Below are 20066 nucleotides of genomic sequence, written 5' to 3'. Positions count from 1 at the left end.
ATATGAATTTTTTTCTAAACAAAGAAAAGAAATGTTTAATTCCCATAATAAGAATTATTTTCAAAATAATTTAAACGAAAAGTTTTTGAACGATCAAACTATTAGTGATTTAGTAAAATTAATTCAGGATCATCCCAATAAAATTGTAACAATATTTGGTTTATTAAAATTATGTAAATCTACTTCTGTTTTTAAAGTTTTAGATTTTCCTATAAAAAAAAAAATTATAGAAGGTCTTCCATCAATTAAAATGATGGAATTTTTGAATAAATTATCAGTAGATGATCGTGTTTCCTTTTTGGAAAATCTTCCAAAGAATTCTTTAAAAGATTTAATTAAATATTTAAATCCGGAAGAAAAACGTAAAACATTAGTCTCTTTGGGATATCCTGAAAATAGTGTCGGTCGTTTAATGATTCCATACTGCCTATCTGTGCAAGAGACTTGGAGTGTTCAAGAAGTATTAGATTACATACGAAAAGAAGGTAAAAATAGTGATGTTATAGAAATTGTATATATAGTTGATAAATCAGGAAAACTAGTAGACGATATCAAAATACGAGAATTTTTATTAGTAGATACAAAAACTAAAGTCTCTGATTTAATGGATGGACAATATACTGCATTATGTGTAATGGATACAGAAGAAGAAGCTACTAAAATATTTTCTATGAATAATAGAGTTTCACTTCCAGTGATAGATGATCAGAAAATTTTGTTGGGAATAGTTACCATAGATGATATTTTATGGGTATTGAATGAAAATTATAGAGAAGATATTCAAAAAATAGGAGGAATGGAAGTATTGAATCAATCTTATCTGAATGTTCCTTTATTTAGATTAATAAAGAAAAGAGCTGGATGGTTGACTTTGTTATTTATAGGAGAAATGTTTACGACGACGGTAATGCAGAAATTTTCAAGTGTAATAGAAAAAGCAATTGTTTTAGCTTTATTCATTCCATTAGTAGTTTCAAGTGGTGGAAATAGTGGCTCTCAAGCGGCCAGTTTAGTTATCCAAGCTATGGCTTTAGGAGAAGTCAAAATAAAAGATTGGTGGAGAGTCATGCAAAGAGAAATAGTCTGTGGTTTTTTTTTAGGAAGTATTCTAGGATTAACAGGATTCATACGGATTATTACTTGGCATAATATTAATTTTTATAATTATGGACCTCATTGGATTTTGGTTGGATTAACTATTTTTTTTTCTTTGATCGGAGTCGTTTTATGGGGAACCTTTAGTGGATCCATGTTCCCTTTTATCATTAAAAAATTTAGGGGAGATCCGGCAAGTTCTTCTACTCCATTTGTGGCAACATTGGTAGATGTTGTTGGATTGATTATATATTTTTCTATATCTTCTCTTATTCTTAAAGGAACATTATTATGAATTTAATTTTTTTCTAAAAGTTGTTGTTTTTTACATTGTTGTAAAACATTTTGAAAATCTTCAGGAATTGGACATGTAAAATGATATTTTTTTTTATTATTTGGATGAATAAAAGAAAGACAAATAGCATGTAATGCTTGTCTTTGTAAAATTTTTAAACATTTATTGAAAAATTCAATATTTTTTTTTGAAAATTTTTTTTTCATCAAAATTTGATTTCCTCCATAAGTAGAATCATTAAATAATGGATTCCCTAAATATTTGAAGTGAGCTCTTATTTGATGTGTTTTTCCTGTTTCTAGATGACAGGAAATATATGTTATATTTTGAAATTTTTCCAAAACTTTATAATGAGTTATTGAATATTTTCCTTTAGAAGGGGTTTGGAATAAAATCATCCTTTTTCTATTTTTAGGATCTCTTCCGATAAATCCAGTTATACTTCCTTTTTCTTTCTGTAAAGTCCCCCATACTAAAGCGATATATTTTCTCTTAATAGTTTTATAAAAAAATTGTTGAAATAACCCTTTTTGAGAAGATTCATTTTTTGCTATAAGAAGTAATCCTGAGGTATCTTTATCAATTCTGTGAATTAACCCTAATCTAGGAGGAAATTTTTTTTGATGAGAAAAATTTTTTAAATGATATTTAATCCCATGAATTAATGTTCCTTTTTTATGACCAAATCCTGGATGTACTACCATTCCCGCAGGTTTATTAATAACTATAATATCTTCATCTTCATAAAGAATATTAATAGGGATTTTTTCTTCAATAATATTTCTGTATTCTAAGTCTAAAACAGGTGTAGAAATTGTTTCTGCTATCACGATATCAAAAGGTTTTATTTTATAATTATTTTTTTTGATAATACGTTGATTGACTAAAATTTTTCCTGAATGAGTCGACTTTTGAATTTGATTTCTACTAATATTTGGGATTGATTGTATTAAAAATTTATCAATTCTAATAGGTTTCTGATCTTTATTTGCAATAAATTTAAATAGAGACATTCTTTCAAATGTATTTTATTTTATTATAACTTATACGGACGTAAGTAATGGAACGTGGTTGGAGTTCTTTTTTTTTTATAATAAATAAATATATAAATATAAATAAGTTAGGAAGATAGGGAGGAAAATCTATCTTTCATTCTATTTTTTTATATTATTATTAATAAATGCTTTCTTTTGTTTCTTATTATTTTATTTACTTTCATTTTCTTTTATTTCAATTTTTGTTTTTTTTTCTTTATTTGTTAAATGATTTTTATCTTCTAAATTGTTTTTAACGGAATGATATTCATTTTTATGAATTTCATATGATGATTGTATTAAATTTTCCAATAATTCTTTTGGTTTAGAATTGTTCTTTTTCTTCGTAGAAGAAGAAGTTATCCAAATCTCAATATATTTTTTATTTTGATGTATTTTATTCCCAGGATAAGGGTTTTGACGATATACTTTTGCTTCATTTTTGATACTACTACTCTGATTATTATTATCATAAGTATCTGATGATGAATGATCGTAATAAAAATTAATAATGTTAAATGATTTTTCTTTCAAAATAGAAGTAGCAGTATGCAAATCCATTCCAATTACATTTGGAACGATAACAAAATTATTTTTTTCGTATCCCTTTCCAATCAGTAAAGTTACTGAATCTTGATTTGGTAAGATATGTCCAGATTTAATCGATTTACCTTGATAAAAAACTTTCAAAACAATATCTTTAGAAGAAGGATCATTAATCATAATATATTTTATTTTTTTAACGAAAATATGATTAGATTGAAGCAATTTTATAGCTGTACGCTTATTTTTATTTATAATATTGGGTAACACAGTAGCAGTAGATTGGAATGTTTTTGCATTAGCTTGTAGATATATGTGTCTTCCTATTTTCACATGATCTCCTGCTTCTGGAGAAAAGGAAATAACTTGATAAGGTTTAAAATAAGGATCATAACGTGATGTATCTACATCGTACTTCAATCCTAATTTTTTTAAAAGATCTATAGATTGATCTAAAGTTAAGTCACGAAGATTAGGAACTACAACATAAGATCCGTGTTTTGTGTAAAAATCAACCCATTTTAATGAAAAATCAGTGATTTTATATAAAATTAATATAGCGATTAATAAATTAATTATGAATATTAAACAGAATTTTGAATAATTCATGTTACAAAAACATATAAAAATTTTATTATATCTTTTTAAGGAAAAAATAAAGATAAAAAAAAAGAAATTCATTATTCCTTTTTTCCTTATTCTTAATTTTTAGAATGGATAAAAAAAATAAGAAGAAAAGGAGAAGATTCTATTATTTTACATTAATTATTTATTCCGGATAATGTTTGTTGTAGTATATAATAAAAAATAATATGAAATAATAAAAATGAAAAAAAAGAAAAAAATAGCCATTATTATGGGCGGGGATACAGAAGAGTCTGTCATATCACTCAAAAGTGGAAAAGAAGTTTATAATAATTTAAATAAAGAAGAGTTTGATCCGTATCAAATACATATTTTTAGGGATAAATGGGTTTTAATAGATAATAAAACCAATCATGAATATTTTGTTAATAAACATGATTTTACAGTTTGTCTTTCAGAAAATCAAATTTTAAAATTTGATTGCGTTTTTAATGTTATTCATGGAACTCCAGGGGAAGATGGAATCCTACAAGCTTATTTTCATTTATTAAAAATTCCTTATACAGGATGTCATTTTCATCATGCAAGTATAACTTTTAATAAAAAATATTGTCTCTCTTTATTGAGAGAATTTGGAATCAATACAGCTGTATCCTTTTTTTTGAATAAAAATCAATCTTTTTGCGAAAAAAAAATATTTAATAAAGTAGGATTGCCATGTTTTGTAAAACCTAATAGATCTGGATCTAGTTTAGGAATATCTAAAGTGTATGAAAAAGAAAAATTTTTTTATGCAGTAGAGAAAGCTTTTAAAATAGATAACGAGATCATTATAGAATCCTACCTAAAAGGGACAGAAATTTCCGTAGGGGTGATATCTTTTAATAACAAAATTAAAGTTTTGCCAATTACAGAAATAATTAGCAAAAATGATTTTTTTGATTTTGAATCAAAATATTCTGGAGAGTCTCAAGAAATAACCCCTGCTAGATTATTCCCAAAAGTTGAAAAAGAAATTCAAATATTATCGAAAAAAATATATCAAATATTAAATTTATCAGGAATATCTAGATCGGAATATATTCTTGTAAACGGAGTTCCATTTTTTTTAGAAATCAATACGGTTCCTGGTCTTTCTGAAGAAAGTATTTTTCCAAAACAATTAAAAATAGCAGGAATATCTTTGTCTGATTTTTTTAAAAATGTTATCTATTCTTCTATTGGATGGAAAAAAATAGAGAAATAAAAAAAATCATTTACAATTGCATTTTTTTTTACAAAAGTTTTTTTTTAACGAGAAAGATTTCAATAAAGTTTTAAACAAATAAATTATGGAATACAAAAAAAATATTCCAATAACAATGTATTGCCACATATTTTTATTTTATTTTAATATTTGATATACAAAAAAAGAAGAAAGATAAGCTAATATTGTCATAAAAATAAATTGTATAATAGGCCATTTCCAAGATTTTGTTTCTTTTTTTATTATAGATAATGTACTCATGCATTGCATAGAAAAAGCATAAAAAAATAGCAAAGAAATTCCTGTAGCAATGTTATTATTATATGCAGGAATTTCCTGAAATCCTTTTTTTTTCATTTTCTCCTTTAATAATAAAAAATTTTCTTTTTTTTCTATACTATATAGAGATGACATAGTACTAACAAATACTTCCCTTGCGACAAAAGAAGAAAGTAATCCTATCCCTATTTTCCAATCATATCCTAATGGTTTAATAAAAGGTTCCATTTTTTTTCCTAATAACCCTAAATAAGAATTAGGTAATTCTTTTTTTTTAATCATATTTTCAAAAACAATATAACCTTTAGATTTAGATTCTGAAGGACCAAAAGATCCTAAAACCCAAACTAATACACTAACTAACAAAATCATTTTTCCTGCATTAAAAATGAATGATTTTAAATTTATCCATAAAGTCATGAATATATTTCTGAACATGGGCCACTTATAAGTAGGGATTTCCATAATAAGATGACTTTGATAATTTTTTTTCAAAAGTTTATGAAGAATCATAGACATGCTCAAAGCGGAAAAAATTCCTAATAGATACATTCCCATAAGAACTATTCCTCTTAATTGAATAAAAAACCATTTTTTATCCGGAATGACTAGAGAGATAATTAATGTATAGATAGGTAATCTAGCAGAACATGTCATAAAAGGAGTTGCTAGAATAGTAATTAAACGATCTCTAGGATTTTCAATATGTCTAGCAGACATTACTGCTGGGATAGCACAAGCAACACTAGAAATAAGAGGGACTACACTTTTCCCATTTAATCCAAATGGACGCATGATTCTATCCATTAAAAATATGACTCTACTTATATAACCGGTTTCTTCCATAAGAAGAAGGAAAAATAATAAAATAGAAATTTGTGGAATAAAAGTGATTATGGAGCGAATTCCAGGTAAAACTCCTTTCAAAATAAAATTGTTTAAGGGTCCTGAATAAACATTTTCTAGTTTTTTTTGAATAAAAGAAAAAAAAAATTCTATAATTTTTTTAGGTTTTTCCGACCAAAAAAAAACACTTTGAAAAATAATAAATAGAAAAAGAAAAAAAATGAAATATCCCCATAAAGGATGTAATACCAGAAAATTATCTATTTTTTTGGAAAATTCTAAATGTGATTTTTCTTTTTCTGAATTTTTTTCAGAAACTGTTTTAGAGAAAATTTTTCCTATTTCTTCATATCTATCTAATGTTTCTTTAATTTGTAATCTTCTGGAAATGATATTATGTTTTTTTTTAATTTTTTTTAGGATATTATTTTTTTTTAAAAAATTTTGATTGTTATTGGCTAAGTAGTACCAAGCTTTATAAGTAGTTACTGAATAACTATTTTTTACATCTTGAATAGCAATATGATAACGAAATCCTGGATTGAAAAAAAAATCATTTTTGGTTTTTTTTTCCAGATTTTTTATTTTTTTTTTAACTTCTTCTACTCCTATTCCTTTCCTTGCATTGATCAATACGATTTCTGTAATCAAAAATTTTTTAAGCTTATTGATATCAATAACAACTCCCTTTTTTTTTGCTTCATCAAACATATTCAATATGAATAATACAGGAAATCCTAAGTCTTGTATTTGTCTAAACAATAGAAGACTTTTTTTTATATTAGAAGAATCTGCTACCACAATAATTTTATCTGGATAATCAATATTTTCTGTTGTATTATTTAATAATAATTGACAAACAACTTCTTCATCTTCAGATGAAGGATATAGACTATAAGTTCCAGGAAGATCGACTATCTGATAATAAATATTTTCATAAAAAAAATATCCTATTTTTTTATCAACGGTGACTCCTAAGTAATTTCCTACTTTTTGATTAAGTCCAGTTAATTTATTGAACAAAGAAGTTTTTCCAACGTTTGGATTTCCAACAAGTGCCAATTTAATTCTTCTTTGTTGCTGCATTATTATCAAAAATAAAAATAGGTTCTATTAAAATATTTTCCGCTTCTTTTTTACGTAAAGCTAAACAAGATTGTTCATATCTAATACAGAGTGGATCATAAAAAATAGAGACAAAAAGTATTTCAAATTTCACTCCAGGTAAAACTCCTAATTCTAATAATTTTATGGGAAAATCCTCATTTTTATATCCTTTAATAATTCCTTTTTCTCCTTTTTTAAGATTAGATAAATTCAAACTATTATGTATTTAAAATTCAACAATAAAAAAAATCAATATCCTTTTCTTTCTTTAATAAGAAGAATAAGATCATGAAACGAGAATAAGAATCTTGATTTTTATAAAAAGTATGAAATTACTCATTAGTATAGTAGTAATGAAAAAAAATGAAATAAAGTTTTAAATTTACCAAAATAAATTAACAAATAATCATTAGAAATGATGATATCTGTTTTCATTAGATCTATACAGTTGTTTCTTAGTATTTCTATATTGATTGTTATTCATGAATTAGGTCATTTTTTATTTGCTAAAATATTTAAAGTACGTGTTGATAGATTTTTTTTGTTTTTTGATCCTTGGTTCTCCATTATTAAAAGAAAAATAGGACAAACTATTTATGGAATAGGATGGCTTCCTTTAGGAGGTTATGTTAAAATATCTGGAATGATGATGAATGAAGATGTTGCTTCTCATTCAGATTCAGAGAATAATAATAAAAAAAAATATTGGGAATTTCGTTCAAAATCTGCAATAAAACGATTATTAATTCTATCAGGAGGAATTTTTTTCAATGTGTTATTATCTATTATCATTTTTTCTTCTTTATTATTTAAATATGGAGAAACAAATCTTCCTACAAAAAATGTAAGATTCGGAATTGAAGTAGATTCTTTTGGAAAAAAAATTGGATTAGAAAATGGAGATCGCATTTTATTTATAAATGGAAAATATATTTCGTATTTTAATGATCTTCCTAAAGCTATTCTTTTAGGAAATTCAATTACTGTAGATAGAATGGGAAAAATTCTAAATTTATCATTGACAGATGATAAAAAAAGATTTCTTTTTGATAGAAAAGAATTTAGACCTTTTATTAAACCCCGTATTCCTCCTATTATAAATTATGTAGTTAAAAACTCAGAAGCAGATAAATCAGGACTAAAAAAAAATGATGAAATTATAGAAGTTAATTCTGAATTTATTTTATTTTCCGATCAATTAAAAGATATTGTATCAAAATACAAAAATAAAACTGTAGACTTCTCTATTAATAGAAATGGTTCCCTTATTCAAAAAAAAGTTTTTTTAAATAAAAAAGGATTTTTAGGGATTTATTTAAAAAATTTTATGGATTTGAATCAAATTTTTTCTTTTGAAAAAAAGAATTTTTCTATAATTGAAAGTTTGATTTATGGGGGGAAAAAAACTTGGGAAGTATTAAAAAATCAAATCTTTTTTTTGAAAAATGTTTTTCATATAAAAACTAAAGCTTATAAACAAATAGGTAGTTTTTTTTCTATGGCAAAAGAATTTCCTACCCAATGGAACTGGTATATTTTTTGGTCTTTAACAGCTACTTTATCTATTTGGCTAGCTTTTCTAAATTTATTTCCTATTCCCTCATTAGATGGAGGGTATATCTTCTTTATTTTAATAGAAATGATCACAAAAAAAAGGATTAAAGAAATCATTTTTGAACGTTGTACTTTCATTGGATTTTTAATGATTAGTTTGATCATGATGATGGTTATTATTTGGGATATTTTTAAAGTGTTTTTTTCTTGAATTTTTTATTAAAAAATAAAACTTGATTGACAGTGATCCCTATATCTAGAATGAGATCATTTTTATGTATAGGTTCAATTCTTTTTATAGGAGAAAAAAAACTTAATCCTATTTTGATAACATTTTTTTTACATAACATGAGAAATCTATCATAAAATCCTTTTCCATAACCAATACGATATCCTTTAAAATCAAAAATTAATAATGGAATAAATATTACCTCAATAAGGTGAGGAGGGATTATATGTTTTTTTTTAGGTTCTAGAATTCCATATTGATTTTCTATTAATAAAGTTTTTTCATTAAAAAAACAATTATCTATGGATAATTTATAAAAATTTGAATGAGGAACGGTAACACATTTTTTTTTTTAAAAGAAAATTGATAATAATAAATGTATTAATTTCGTTATGTTTCTGTATAGGTAAGAAAATATGATAATATTTTTTGTTCCATATAAAAAGTTTTTTTAATTTAAAAAAAATGTCATAACTTTTTTTTAAAATTTCTTTTTTAGAAAGAGATTTTCTATCAAATAAATATTTGATTCTTAATTTTTTTTTATTCATTTAATTATTTCATAAAATATGAAAAAAAGTGGATACAATCATTTCATAATGCAATAAAATATGAAATTTTCTAATATTTTTATTATTTTATTGGGGTTTTCTAGTGGTCCCATATGACCTGTTGGTATATTTATGAAATTGCTTTTGTATCCGTTTTTTGATTCATCACAAATTTTTTTTGCATCAAGAATTAAATCATAAATGCCTATTATATATAATTTAGGAAATTTAGTTTTTTTTAATAAAAATCTTCGATCTTTACGAATCAACATTCCTCTTAAAAATGAAAGTACACTCCCTACGGAAGTGGAGATTGCTATTTTTTTTAGAAAATTGAATTCTTTTTGTAATAAATTAAATTTATTAGGATTCAATAATTTATTGATACTAGTCGAAACAAATAAAGGATAATTTTCTGTTATAAGTTGTATAGACCTAATACGGTTTTTTTTTCTTTCAAATGTGTCAGATGATGCTGTAGAATGAAGTAAACATAATCCTAAAAATACTTCTGGATTTTTTTCTGCAAGAGCTAAAGCAACATATCCTCCCATAGAATGACCTACAAAAACTGCTTTTTCTATTTTTTCTTTTTCTAAAAGATATTTGACTATTTCAGCGGATTTTTCCATAGAAAAAATTTTTTTTTCTAAAAAAGTACTTTTTCCATGACCAGGAAAATCCATTAAGATGACTTTATATTTTTCGGAAAGAAAATTGGAAATTTTTTTGAAAATTTCTAAGCTTTCCATAAATCCATGAAGAAAAATAATGGTTATTTCATTTTTATTTCCTTTTATTTCATAGTAAATATTTGTTTTATTATATAATGTTAACATAAATAAAAAAAAATATAGAATAGACAATGAATCATATTATTGCATTGGTTAGATAGATTTATTTTTATCATATTTTTTCTAAAAATTAGAATATAGTTATTAAAAAATTCATTCCATTTTTTATTCATTAAAAAAAAATGAAGTTAGTAATGCTGTTAACCATAAATATTGGAAATTCAAGTTTACGTTTTGGATTATTTAATAATAATTATAATTTAAAATGTAATTGTTCATGGATTATTAACAGTAATCCTCATAGATCATTAGATGAATATATTTTATTATTTAGAAACATATACCAACAATACGGAATTCTATCAAAATTAATACAAAATATTGTGATTGGATCTGTGGTCCCACCTCTTACAAATATTGTAGAACAATCCTTATATGAAATTCATAAAATTAAACCAATAATAGTAGATAGATATTCCTATTCTCCAATTAAACATTATTCTCATCAATTGGGGACAGATTTATATGCTAATGCAATAGCTGCATATACATTATATAAACATAAAAAAACAACTTTAGTCGTAGATTTTGGAACTGCATTAAGTTTAACCTGTATAGATAATAAATATGGAAAACTTCAAGGAGTTATTATAGCTCCAGGAGTTAATAGTTCATTAACAGCATTGATTGGGAATACAGCTCAACTATCACAAATAGAATTGAAAAAACCTTCTAGCATATTGGGACAGTATACTGAAACATGTATACAGAGCGGAATTATATATGGATATATAAGTATGGTAGAAGGTCTTATTAACCGTATTAATAAAGAATTGAAAACAAATTGTTTTGTCATTGCAACTGGTGGACTTTCTCATATATACACTCCTTTAACTAAAAAAATTCATCTTAAAGATAAATTACATACAATAAAAGGGTTAAAAATATTATTTCATTGGAATCAATGATTTTTCATCTCATATTTTTCTATAGATTTTTTTTTATTTTTTTTGATAAAATTTCAAAATTTTTTTCATGGAAAGTCATTCTTTTTTTAGAAAAATCCACATCACTTTCTTTATCTATAGGAATTAAGTGTATATGAACATGAGGAATTTCAAAACCAAGCACGAATAAACCGACACGATTACAAGGAATTGTTTTTTCAATTCCTATAGCAACTTTTCTAGAAAAAGACATAAGATTGAGAAATTCTTTTTCTGTAAGAGAGAATATTTTTTCTTTATTATTTTTTTTTGGGATCACTAAAGTATGTCCAGTTTTTATTGGGGAAATATCGAGAAAAGCTAAATGTTCAGTATTTTCTGCTACTTTATAAGAAAATATTTCGTTCTGAATTATTTTTTCAAAAATGTTATTCTTTTTTTTATTCACTAAATGCGATTTCTAATATTTCGTAATCTAGGATCATTTTATTGGGAAGTTTGATATGAGCTATTTGTCCCACTTGTTTTCCAAGTAATCCTGTAGAGATAGGAGTATTTATGGAAATTTTTCCAGATTTTAAATCGGCTTCTCCTTCTGGAACTAAAGTATATATTTGTTCCCCTCCATATGTTAAATTTTTAACTCTAACTGTAGAAAGAATAGAAACTCTATTTTTGTTTATTTGTGAACCATCTATAACTCGTGCGTTAGATAATTTTTTTTTTAATTTAGCTATATTCATTTCTAAAAATCCTTGAGCTTCTTTTATTGCGTCATATTCTGCATTTTCTGAAAGATCTCCTTTATCTCTTGCTTCTGCTATTTGCATTGATATTTTTGGACGTTCTATGTTTTCTAGTCTTTCTATTTCTTTTTGTAGTTTTTTTAATCCTTCTTTAGTTATATATTCGAATTTTTCCATAGATTATTTATTATATTCACATTATTTTTTTCATTTATAAAGTTAATTGATTTTGTGGATAATCAAAATAACATGATAATTATTATTTATTTGTTTTCTATTTTCATTCAAAATCAATCATATTAATTCAATTTCAATATCTAAAAAAAAAAATTAGGATTCTTCTACTCGTAAAATATTTGCTCCCAAAATACGTAATCTTTGATCAAGATTCTCATACCCTCTATCTATTTGTTCTATGTTTTTTATAATACTAGTTCCTCTAGCAGAAAGTGCAGCAATAAGAAGTGAGATTCCTGCTCGTATATCTGGAGAGTTTAATAGAGAACCTCGTAAATAAGATTGATGATTTAATCCAATAACAGTAGCTCTATGAGGATCACATAATATAATTTGTGCTCCCATTTCAATTAGTTTATCTACAAAAAACAGTCTGCTTTCAAACATTTTTTGATGAATTAAAACACTTCCTTTAGCTTGAGTCGCTACTACGGTTAGAATACTTAATAAATCTGGAGTTAATCCAGGCCATGGAGCGTCAGAAATTGTTAATATTGCATTATTTAAGAACTTTTTTATTCTATAAGATTTTTGTGATGGAATATAGATATCATCATCTTCTTTTTCTAACTTTATTCCCATTTTCTGAAATGTATTCGGAATTATTCCTAAATTTTCCCAACTCACATTTTTGATTCTAATTTCAGAACGAGTAATTGCCGATAATCCTATCCAACTTCCTATTTCCACCATATCAGGTAAAAGGGTATGGGTAGTACATCCTCCCAATTCTTTTACTCCAGTTATATGAATTAAATTAGAAGCAATTCCTTTGATTTTTGCTCCCATTTTATTTAAAAGTTTACATAATTGTTGAATATAAGGTTCACAAGCAGCATTATAAATAGTTGTTTTTCCCTTAGCTAGAGAGGCGGCCATGATAACATTTGCTGTTCCAGTGATAGATGCTTCTTCTAATAAAATGTATTGTCCAGTTAAATATTTTTTGGAACATAAATGAAAAAATTGATCTTCTTTAGAATAATTTATAGAACATCCTAAAGATTTTAATCCTTTCAAATGAGCATCTAAACGTCTACGTCCGATTCTATCTCCTCCAGGAATAGGCATCCATGATTCTCCAAATCTGGCGAGTAATGGTCCAGAAATCATGATAGATCCTCTAATAGACTTTCCATATTCACGAAATTTTTTTGTCCTTAAATATTCAAGTTGAATCTCATTTGCTTGAAAAGTGTAATCTCCAATATCATTTTTCTTAATACGTACTCCTAAATGTTTAAGAATTTGTATTAAACATCTTACATCTCCTATTTCTGGAATATTTTTTATTCTGAGTTTTTCTGATGTTAATAATGCCGCACACAATACTTGTAAAGCTTCATTTTTTGCACCTTGTGGTTTGACTTCTCCTTTTAAAGAAAATCCCCCTTTTATCTTAAAAGTAGCCATTGTTATTTTTCATTATTCATCATACTTTTTTTTCTATTCATAGAATAATTTTTTTTTCTTTTTGTATTTAATAAAATATGAGAACTCTGTAACAATGTATTATCAGAATTATTCATTAAACATATTTTTCCTTTTGAAAGTTCTTTCAAATCTTTAAAGATGACATCATCTTCTACAATATTTTTATTCCATCTTAAATAATTTTTTTTCATTGTATTTGCTATAGCATAGAATAATCCTTCTTTTTTTTGTCTGTTTTTACAATGAATTGCTACATGGATCATATTTCTTATTATTTTTCCATAATATCTAAAATTAGTTAAGTATTCTGGATATACAACTTTTCTACTACAGTTCACTTTCATTTTCTCTGGATTGGGTTTTGGAAAAGGAGGATCAATATCTAACTGATATTTGGACATGATAAATAGTTGATTCCATAATTTATGTTGAAAGTATGGAATTTCTTTGTTAAATCTTGGATTGGAAGACGTCATTAATTTGATGATACTCCATGCACATCTGTTCCGTTTTTTTCTGTTTTTTATTTGTATTGCATAGTAGATCATCTTATGAATATTCCTTCCATATTCCGGAATAACCAATTTGAAACGATTAGTATTATATTCCATATTGATTTTTATTTTTTCCTTTTTTAATAAAAATAAAAATAAGATCTTTTCTTCTAATATCTTAATCTTTAAGAAGATTTATTATTGTTGTAATATGAAGTTTTATCTAATGTCCAAAGAATTTTTTCTTGAAAAAAATTTTTTCTAAATTGACATGAATTATTGAAACAAAATATGCAATGATGGTCTGTACAAGCATCTACATGTACAGATAATTCTACTTTTTTTCCAAATTTTTTTTTTGTTAATTTTGTTAATTTTTGGACTTCTTGATTGGCTTCTTTGACATTAAAAAACCATGGAACAGTCAGATGGCAATCAACATGAAACGCGCTTCCATATTTAATAATTTTTAAATGATGAAGATCTATCCAATAAAGATCTCTTTTTTCATTGAGATAAAAAGATAATTTTTTTAATAGTTTTTTATCAGACTCATCCATAATTCCAGCTGTAGCATTTCTTAATAATTTGAATCCTGTATATAAAATGAAAGATGAAAAAATAATAGAAATAATAGGATCTATCCATATCCATTTAGTTATGTTTAATAATATTAATCCTATAATTATTCCAAAAGTGGAATAAGTATCTATTTGAAGATGTTTTCCACTAGCAACTAACGTTAAAGCTCCATTTCTATTTCCTATTTTACAAGCGTAAAAACCTAAGGAATAATTGATAATAGCAGTGAATAACATTAAAAAAATTCCATAATCTAATCTTAATAAAAGACTTTCATTTATGTTCATGTTTATATGATGCTTGATATGCATTAAAGTCTTGATGAAAATGACGATTCCTACAATAAAAATCAAAAAACCTTCTATTGCAGTAGAGATAAATTCTATTTTTCCATGACCATATGGATGATTATGATCTTTGGGTAAAGAGGATATATAAAGGCTATATAATCCTATAAAACCACTAAATATATTTGTTATACTTTCCATAGCATCACTGAATACAGAAAGTGAAGAAGTTATATACCAAGTAATTAACTTGGTTAAAAATAACAATACTGATACAAAACAAATTAATTTTTGTAGACTAAAATTTATTTTGATTTTGTCATCCATAATAACATACATATGGTTTTATGAATAAATAATAAGTTTAGCTAATTTTAATAGAATTTTTTTTCTACCTGATTTATGAAATTTAATTATGGCTATTTCATTTTTATTATCTAAATCTAATATGATTCCTTCTCCAAAGTTTTTATGAAAAACTTTTCTTCCTTTTTTTGGGAATGTTTTTTCATGAAATAGAGTATCTCTTCTTATCCTACTACTACTATTATTATTAATACTAGATTGAGTAGTAGTAGATAAATAAAAACATTTTTGATTTTCTCTATCAACGAATTTTTTCTCCTGAAGTTCATTAATAAAACGACTAGGAATATTTTGAATTTTTTTTCCCCATAAAAAACGATATTTTGTGTAAGTTAATATAGCTTTTTTTTGAGCTCTTGTTAAAGCTACATAAAATAATCTACGTTCTTCTTCAAGTTTTAATGGAGTATCTAAACTAGATTTTGATGGAAATAAGTTCTCTTCCAATCCTACAATAAAAACAACAGAAAATTCTAATCCTTTGGATAAATGAATTGTCATTAACGAAACTTTATCGTATTCATTGTTTTCATCATTTATTATTACTTCTTCTTCCTTTTCCTTGAATAAAAAAAAAGATCGCAAAAATCCAGATAAACTAATGTCCCCATTATTTAATGGTTCTTGTTCTTTAACATAGCGAAATATATTATCTAATATATATTGAAAATCATTATCGTTATAATAATATTTATTTTCTTTTAACAAAAAATTCACTATAGATTTGGCTATAATATATGCGTTTTGATCGTTTAATTTGTAACGTAAATTTTCTATCTTAGAAATGAAGTTTTCTAATTTATTTTTTGTTTTTTTGTTTATTTTTATTAATGGATAATAATTTTTCCATTTTTTTAAAATGGTATATACAGTTTTATCCTCATTTTTGGATAATGTTAATATTAATTCAACAGTTTTTTTACTTACGATTTTTTTTATTATATGCAATAGTGATTCTTCGTCATTAGAATTCGTGAAAATTCTAAAATAAGCGAATAAATCTCTAATTTCTTTTCTTTTATAAAATGATATAGATCCATATATTTTATAGGGTATTTTTTTTTCTTTCAGTGTATGTTCGATGACATGAGATTGTATATTTGCTCTATAAAGAATAGCAAAATCTTTGTTTTGTAATTTTGTTTTTTTTTTGAGATATAGAATATGAGAAGCAATATATTCTGCTTCTTTTCTTTCAGAAGAAGCAGAATATATTTTCACTTCTTCTCCTTTTTCGTTATTTGTCCAAACTTTTTTAAAAAGTTGATTTTTGTTGAACGAAATAATCTTATTAGAAGCCTGTACAATATGATTGGTAGAACGATAGTTTTGTTCAAGACGGAAAATTTTCGCTTCATTATAATCCATATGAAAGTTTAAAATATTTGATATATTTGCTCCACGAAAAGCATAAATGCTTTGAGCATCATCTCCTACGACAAAAATATTTCTATGTTGATGAGCTAAATTTTTAATGATCGTATTTTGAGATCTATTGGTATCTTGATATTCATCAATTAATATGTATTTAAATTTTTCTTGATATTTTTTCAATACATTTGGAAAATGAAAAAATAAATGGTTAGTATGAAATAGAATGTCATCAAAATCTAAAGCTTCTGCTTTTAAACAACGTTTTACATAGTTTTCATAAATTATTGATATTTCCTTATTGAATTTTCTCAATTTTTTATATGTAAATAAATTATTTTTATATTCAGAAATTTTTCTTATGATTTTTTTAGGGCTAAAAGATGTATTTAAATTGAGATCATTTAATATTTTTTTTATAACACTTTCTGAATCTTTTTGATCATAAATAGTGTAATTAGGACTATAACCGAGCCAATGGGATTCTTTTCGTAAAATTCCTGAAAATATGTAATGAAAAGTTCCTAGGGATATTTTTCTCAAATCCGTTTGTTTTATCATATTTGAAATTCTATTTTTCATTTCTTTAGCCGCTTTATTAGTGAAAGTCAAAGCTAATATATTAGATGGATCAATACCTATATTTTTTATCATATGAACTATTCTATGTGTGATAACACGTGTTTTTCCGGATCCTGCACCTGCAATCACAATGATTGGCCCATCAATTGTTTTGATCACTTTACGTTGAGAACTATTAAGTGATGACCATATATTATCCGCATTACTACTCCTCATGGATCTATTATAACTTTTTTTTATCAACTGATTCTTAACCAAAAAGATCTATAGTATTTATAAAAATGATTTTTTGTAGTAGTTTCGTGAGTTAACAAAAAATTAGGATTCTTATAAAAAAAATTTTTAGCTATAGGAATTACTTCTTTCATGAGTTGATAATCTTTTATCAAATTTGCAATTCTTAAATAGTAAGTTTTTCCGCTCTGTTTCGTTCCTGTTAAATCCCCACTACCACGCAATTTAAGATCTTCTTTCGCAATTTCTAATCCATTATTGGTTTGACACATTTTTTTTATTCTGAAATGTCCTTCAATACTAATTTTATCATTAGTCATAAGAATACAGTAACTTTGATGAATTCCTCTCCCAACTCTCCCTCTTAATTGATGTAATTGAGATAAACCAAAACAATCTGCATTTTCTATTAAAATAACTGAAGCATTTGGAACATCAACTCCTACTTCTATAACAGTAGTAGATACCATTATTTTAGTTTCTCCACGTAAAAATCGAATCATTTGAATATTTTTTTCTTGAGATGTCATTTTTCCATGGAGAATTCCAATTTTATCTTCCAAATTTTTGAATTTTTCTTTTAAAATATGATATCCTTTTATTAAATTTTGATATTTATTTTTATTGTATTTTTCTTCTATAGTAGGGTAAACAATGTATATTTGTCTTCCTTTTAGAATTTGGTTTTGTATTATTTCAAATACTTTATATCTCATTTTGTTAAAAAAATGAACCGTTTTAATTGGTTTTCTTCCTGTAGGAAATTCTTTGATAATGGATATTTTTAAATCATTGTAAAGAGTCATGGCTAAAGTTCTAGGAATAGGTGTTGCTGTCATTATTAATATGTGAGGAGGTTTTTCATTTTTTCCCCAAATTTTTGCTCTTTGTTCCACTCCAAAACGTTGTTGTTCATCTATTATTGCTAATCCAAGATTTTGGAAAAGAACTCTATCTTGAATTAAAGTATGTGTTCCTATCAAAATAGAAATTTTCCCTGTGAAAAGATTATGATATATACATTCACGTCTTTTGTTAGAAGTAGAACTTGTTAATAAAGCTATTTGAATTCCAATTTCAGAAAACATTTTTTTTATGGAAGAATAATGTTGTATGGCTAAAACTTCAGTTGGAACCATTAAACAAGATTGAAACCCATTATCTAAAGCAATGAGCATTGATAATATAGCTATTATAGTTTTTCCACATCCTACATCCCCTTGTAATAATCTATTCATTTGAATAGGTTTTTTTAAATCATTACGTATTTCTTTGAAAACTCTTTTTTGTTCTTCTGTTAAAGGAAAGGGTAAGAAATATTTGTAAAATTTATAAAAATTTCTTCCTAATTTAGAAAAAGGGTAACTGTGAAATGATGTTGTATTTCTATTTTTTGATAGAAGAATAGATAATTTTAAAAAAAATAATTCTTCAAATTTTAAACGATATTGTGCTTGAAATAGTTCTTTTGAAGATTTAGGAAAATGAATTTGAATTAACGCTTCTTTTCTTGTCATTAATTTTTTTTTAAAAATAATATCTTGAAAAAAAATTTCTTTTATATCATTTTTTGATTCTTCTATTAAGTTTTGTAATATATTTATCATAAATAAATTATTGATTCCATTTTCTTTGAATTTTTTAGAAATAGAATAAATAGGATAGAAATTATTTTCTAATCTAAATTTTTGAATATTTGGATGAATAATTTGAATTTTTTGTTGAAACCACTTAACATTATTAACATTTCCAAAAACTAATACGACTATTGGAACGTTTTTTTTAATATTTTTTTTAAAAAAATTGGTTTTTTGAAACCATACTAATTCAATAAATCCTGTATGATCTTCTAAACGTGCTGTCAATATTTTTCCTTTTTTAGGAGTTTTAAGGTGAACTTCTTTTTCTTCTATACTGGTTATTTTACCTAATATTTGTATTATTTTATTGTTATTATTTTTTTCAATATTTGATTTAAATTCAGATATATTCAATATGGAGCAACTGATATATTTTTTGGGATAAAAAAAAAGCAAATCTTCATATGTATGAATATTCAATTCAATATTAAATAAACGTGCTTTTTTTAAATTTACTCCTTTTAAATATTTGATAGATTTTTCTAAAATATTGTATGACATTTTTTTATTGGAAAAATTCAGATTTATTTAGTAATTAATAGCGATTTTTTTGTATAAATAAAAAATATTTAATTTTGTTAATTAAGAAAAGGACATTTAGCTCAGATGGTTTAGAGCGCTACTTTGACAGAGTAGAGGTCGTCGGTTCAAATCCGATAGTGTCCACACTCACACTATTTATTTATCGTTTAGTTTAGTAGTGTGATGAAAGGGAAAGTGTATAAGTTTATGGATTTATGATTTAATTAATTAATTTTTATATTTTTTTTGTTTATATGGTGGTATTAATTACGACAGTAAGAGAAGGTGAGTCAATAGAAAAGGCTTTGAAAAAGTGCAAAAAAAAATTCGATAAAACGCGTATTCTAAAGGAATTTAGAGAAAAACAACAATATATAAAACCTTCTGAAGGAAGAAGGAATAAAATTTTGAAAGCTATATATCGAGAACGCATGAGATTAAAAAAAGAGGAGTAAACAGTTTTTTT

18 protein-coding genes and 1 tRNA gene are annotated in these 20066 nt (G+C 24.8%); 6 read left to right on the top strand and 13 right to left on the bottom strand.

Annotated elements, in window-relative coordinates; all coding sequences use genetic code 11:
* The first annotated feature begins 31 nt into the window (after positions 1-31).
* On the top strand, positions 32-1390 hold the full coding sequence (gene mgtE / locus H0H53_RS02510; protein WP_185870418.1) for a magnesium transporter: 1359 nt from the start codon (positions 32-34) through the stop codon (positions 1388-1390).
* Between the two features lie 2 nt (positions 1391-1392).
* On the opposite strand, the gene H0H53_RS02505 is transcribed toward mgtE, so the two are convergent.
* A complete protein-coding gene (locus H0H53_RS02505) occupies positions 1393-2403 on the bottom strand; it encodes an RluA family pseudouridine synthase (protein ID WP_185870417.1) in 1011 nt (336 codons plus the stop codon).
* A 192-nt stretch (positions 2404-2595) separates the two neighbouring features.
* A complete protein-coding gene (locus H0H53_RS02500) occupies positions 2596-3576 on the bottom strand; it encodes a PASTA domain-containing protein (RefSeq protein WP_185870415.1) in 981 nt (326 codons plus the stop codon).
* Positions 3577-3793: 217 nt separating this feature from the next.
* Here H0H53_RS02500 and H0H53_RS02495 point away from each other — a divergent pair, with 217 nt between their 5' ends.
* The gene (locus H0H53_RS02495; RefSeq protein WP_185870414.1) at positions 3794-4798 is read left to right on the top strand and encodes a D-alanine--D-alanine ligase; all 1005 of its coding nucleotides are present in this window, start codon (positions 3794-3796) and stop codon (positions 4796-4798) included.
* Between the two features lie 138 nt (positions 4799-4936).
* Here the strand turns inward: H0H53_RS02495 and feoB are convergent, their stop codons facing one another.
* Complete coding sequence (gene feoB / locus H0H53_RS02490) at positions 4937-7009, bottom strand: ferrous iron transport protein B (RefSeq protein ID WP_185870413.1); 2073 nt, start codon at positions 7007-7009, stop codon at positions 4937-4939.
* Positions 6987-7244: a FeoA family protein gene (locus H0H53_RS02485; protein ID WP_185870412.1), complete on the bottom strand. Its 258-nt coding sequence runs from the start codon at positions 7242-7244 to the stop codon at positions 6987-6989. Before H0H53_RS02485 ends, feoB begins: the two co-directional genes overlap by 23 nt.
* Before the next feature lie 204 nt (positions 7245-7448).
* Here H0H53_RS02485 and rseP point away from each other — a divergent pair, with 204 nt between their 5' ends.
* Positions 7449-8795: an RIP metalloprotease RseP gene (gene rseP / locus H0H53_RS02480; protein ID WP_185870799.1), complete on the top strand. Its 1347-nt coding sequence runs from the start codon at positions 7449-7451 to the stop codon at positions 8793-8795.
* Here the strand turns inward: rseP and H0H53_RS03090 are convergent.
* A complete protein-coding gene (locus H0H53_RS03090) occupies positions 8776-9063 on the bottom strand; it encodes a 5-formyltetrahydrofolate cyclo-ligase (protein WP_238784292.1) in 288 nt (95 codons plus the stop codon). The genes rseP and H0H53_RS03090 overlap by 20 nt on opposite strands.
* Positions 9064-9402: 339 nt before the next feature.
* A complete protein-coding gene (locus tag H0H53_RS02470; protein ID WP_185870411.1) occupies positions 9403-10203 on the bottom strand; it encodes an alpha/beta fold hydrolase in 801 nt (266 codons plus the stop codon).
* Positions 10204-10352: 149 nt separating this feature from the next.
* On the opposite strand from H0H53_RS02470, the gene H0H53_RS02465 reads away from it, so the two are divergent.
* The gene (locus H0H53_RS02465; protein WP_185870798.1) at positions 10353-11126 is read left to right on the top strand and encodes a type III pantothenate kinase; all 774 of its coding nucleotides are present in this window, start codon (positions 10353-10355) and stop codon (positions 11124-11126) included.
* 19 nt (positions 11127-11145) lie between these two features.
* Here the strand turns inward: H0H53_RS02465 and H0H53_RS02460 are convergent, their stop codons facing one another.
* The 7 genes from H0H53_RS02460 to recG form a co-directional block, all read right to left on the bottom strand.
* A complete protein-coding gene (locus tag H0H53_RS02460) occupies positions 11146-11553 on the bottom strand; it encodes an HIT family protein (protein ID WP_185870410.1) in 408 nt (135 codons plus the stop codon).
* A complete protein-coding gene (gene greA, locus H0H53_RS02455) occupies positions 11546-12028 on the bottom strand; it encodes a transcription elongation factor GreA (RefSeq protein WP_185870409.1) in 483 nt (160 codons plus the stop codon). Before greA ends, H0H53_RS02460 begins: the two co-directional genes overlap by 8 nt.
* Positions 12029-12181: 153 nt before the next feature.
* Positions 12182-13501, bottom strand: a complete 1320-nt coding sequence (murA, locus tag H0H53_RS02450) for a UDP-N-acetylglucosamine 1-carboxyvinyltransferase (protein WP_185870407.1) — start codon at positions 13499-13501, stop codon at positions 12182-12184.
* 2 nt (positions 13502-13503) lie between these two features.
* Entirely contained in the window at positions 13504-14133 is a 630-nt protein-coding gene (locus H0H53_RS02445; protein WP_185870406.1) for a DUF4290 domain-containing protein, read from the bottom strand.
* Positions 14134-14201: 68 nt separating this feature from the next.
* Entirely contained in the window at positions 14202-15212 is a 1011-nt protein-coding gene (locus tag H0H53_RS02440; RefSeq protein ID WP_185870405.1) for a cation diffusion facilitator family transporter, read from the bottom strand.
* 18 nt (positions 15213-15230) lie between these two features.
* Positions 15231-17420 (bottom strand): ATP-dependent helicase, encoded by a 2190-nt coding sequence (locus H0H53_RS02435; RefSeq protein WP_185870404.1) that lies wholly within the window; start codon positions 17418-17420, stop codon positions 15231-15233.
* A gap of 23 nt (positions 17421-17443) precedes the next feature.
* Positions 17444-19579 (bottom strand): ATP-dependent DNA helicase RecG, encoded by a 2136-nt coding sequence (recG, locus tag H0H53_RS02430; protein WP_185870403.1) that lies wholly within the window; start codon positions 19577-19579, stop codon positions 17444-17446.
* Positions 19580-19669: 90 nt separating this feature from the next.
* Here recG and H0H53_RS02425 point away from each other — a divergent pair.
* Both H0H53_RS02425 and rpsU read left to right on the top strand, forming a co-directional pair.
* Positions 19670-19744, top strand: a tRNA-Val gene (locus H0H53_RS02425).
* 113 nt (positions 19745-19857) lie between these two features.
* Positions 19858-20055 (top strand): 30S ribosomal protein S21, encoded by a 198-nt coding sequence (gene rpsU / locus H0H53_RS02420; RefSeq protein WP_185870797.1) that lies wholly within the window; start codon positions 19858-19860, stop codon positions 20053-20055.
* The last annotated feature ends 11 nt before the right edge of the window (positions 20056-20066 follow it).

This window comes from Blattabacterium cuenoti (assembly GCF_014251955.1).
Taxonomy (GTDB): Bacteria; Bacteroidota; Bacteroidia; order Flavobacteriales; family Blattabacteriaceae; genus Blattabacterium; species Blattabacterium cuenoti_L.
This window is presented reverse-complemented; position numbering and strand designations above follow the sequence as displayed.

Bases quoted from the DNA above. Each gene is read 5' to 3' on its own strand.
- H0H53_RS02495 (WP_185870414.1), top strand. From the start codon at position 3,794: ATGAAAAAAAAGAAAAAAATAGCCATTATTATGGGCGGGGATACAGAA.
- H0H53_RS02505 (WP_185870417.1), bottom strand. From the start codon at position 2,403: ATGTCTCTATTTAAATTTATTGCAAATAAAGATCAGAAACCTATTAGA.
- rseP (WP_185870799.1), top strand. From the start codon at position 7,449: ATGATATCTGTTTTCATTAGATCTATACAGTTGTTTCTTAGTATTTCT.
- H0H53_RS02445 (WP_185870406.1), bottom strand. From the start codon at position 14,133: ATGGAATATAATACTAATCGTTTCAAATTGGTTATTCCGGAATATGGA.
- mgtE (WP_185870418.1), top strand. From the start codon at position 32: ATGTTTAATTCCCATAATAAGAATTATTTTCAAAATAATTTAAACGAA.
- H0H53_RS02440 (WP_185870405.1), bottom strand. From the start codon at position 15,212: ATGGATGACAAAATCAAAATAAATTTTAGTCTACAAAAATTAATTTGT.
- H0H53_RS02500 (WP_185870415.1), bottom strand. From the start codon at position 3,576: ATGAATTATTCAAAATTCTGTTTAATATTCATAATTAATTTATTAATC.
- feoB (WP_185870413.1), bottom strand. From the start codon at position 7,009: ATGCAGCAACAAAGAAGAATTAAATTGGCACTTGTTGGAAATCCAAAC.
- recG (WP_185870403.1), bottom strand. From the start codon at position 19,579: ATGTCATACAATATTTTAGAAAAATCTATCAAATATTTAAAAGGAGTA.
- H0H53_RS02465 (WP_185870798.1), top strand. From the start codon at position 10,353: ATGCTGTTAACCATAAATATTGGAAATTCAAGTTTACGTTTTGGATTA.
- greA (WP_185870409.1), bottom strand. From the start codon at position 12,028: ATGGAAAAATTCGAATATATAACTAAAGAAGGATTAAAAAAACTACAA.
- H0H53_RS02470 (WP_185870411.1), bottom strand. From the start codon at position 10,203: ATGTTAACATTATATAATAAAACAAATATTTACTATGAAATAAAAGGA.
- H0H53_RS02435 (WP_185870404.1), bottom strand. From the start codon at position 17,420: ATGAGGAGTAGTAATGCGGATAATATATGGTCATCACTTAATAGTTCT.
- murA (WP_185870407.1), bottom strand. From the start codon at position 13,501: ATGGCTACTTTTAAGATAAAAGGGGGATTTTCTTTAAAAGGAGAAGTC.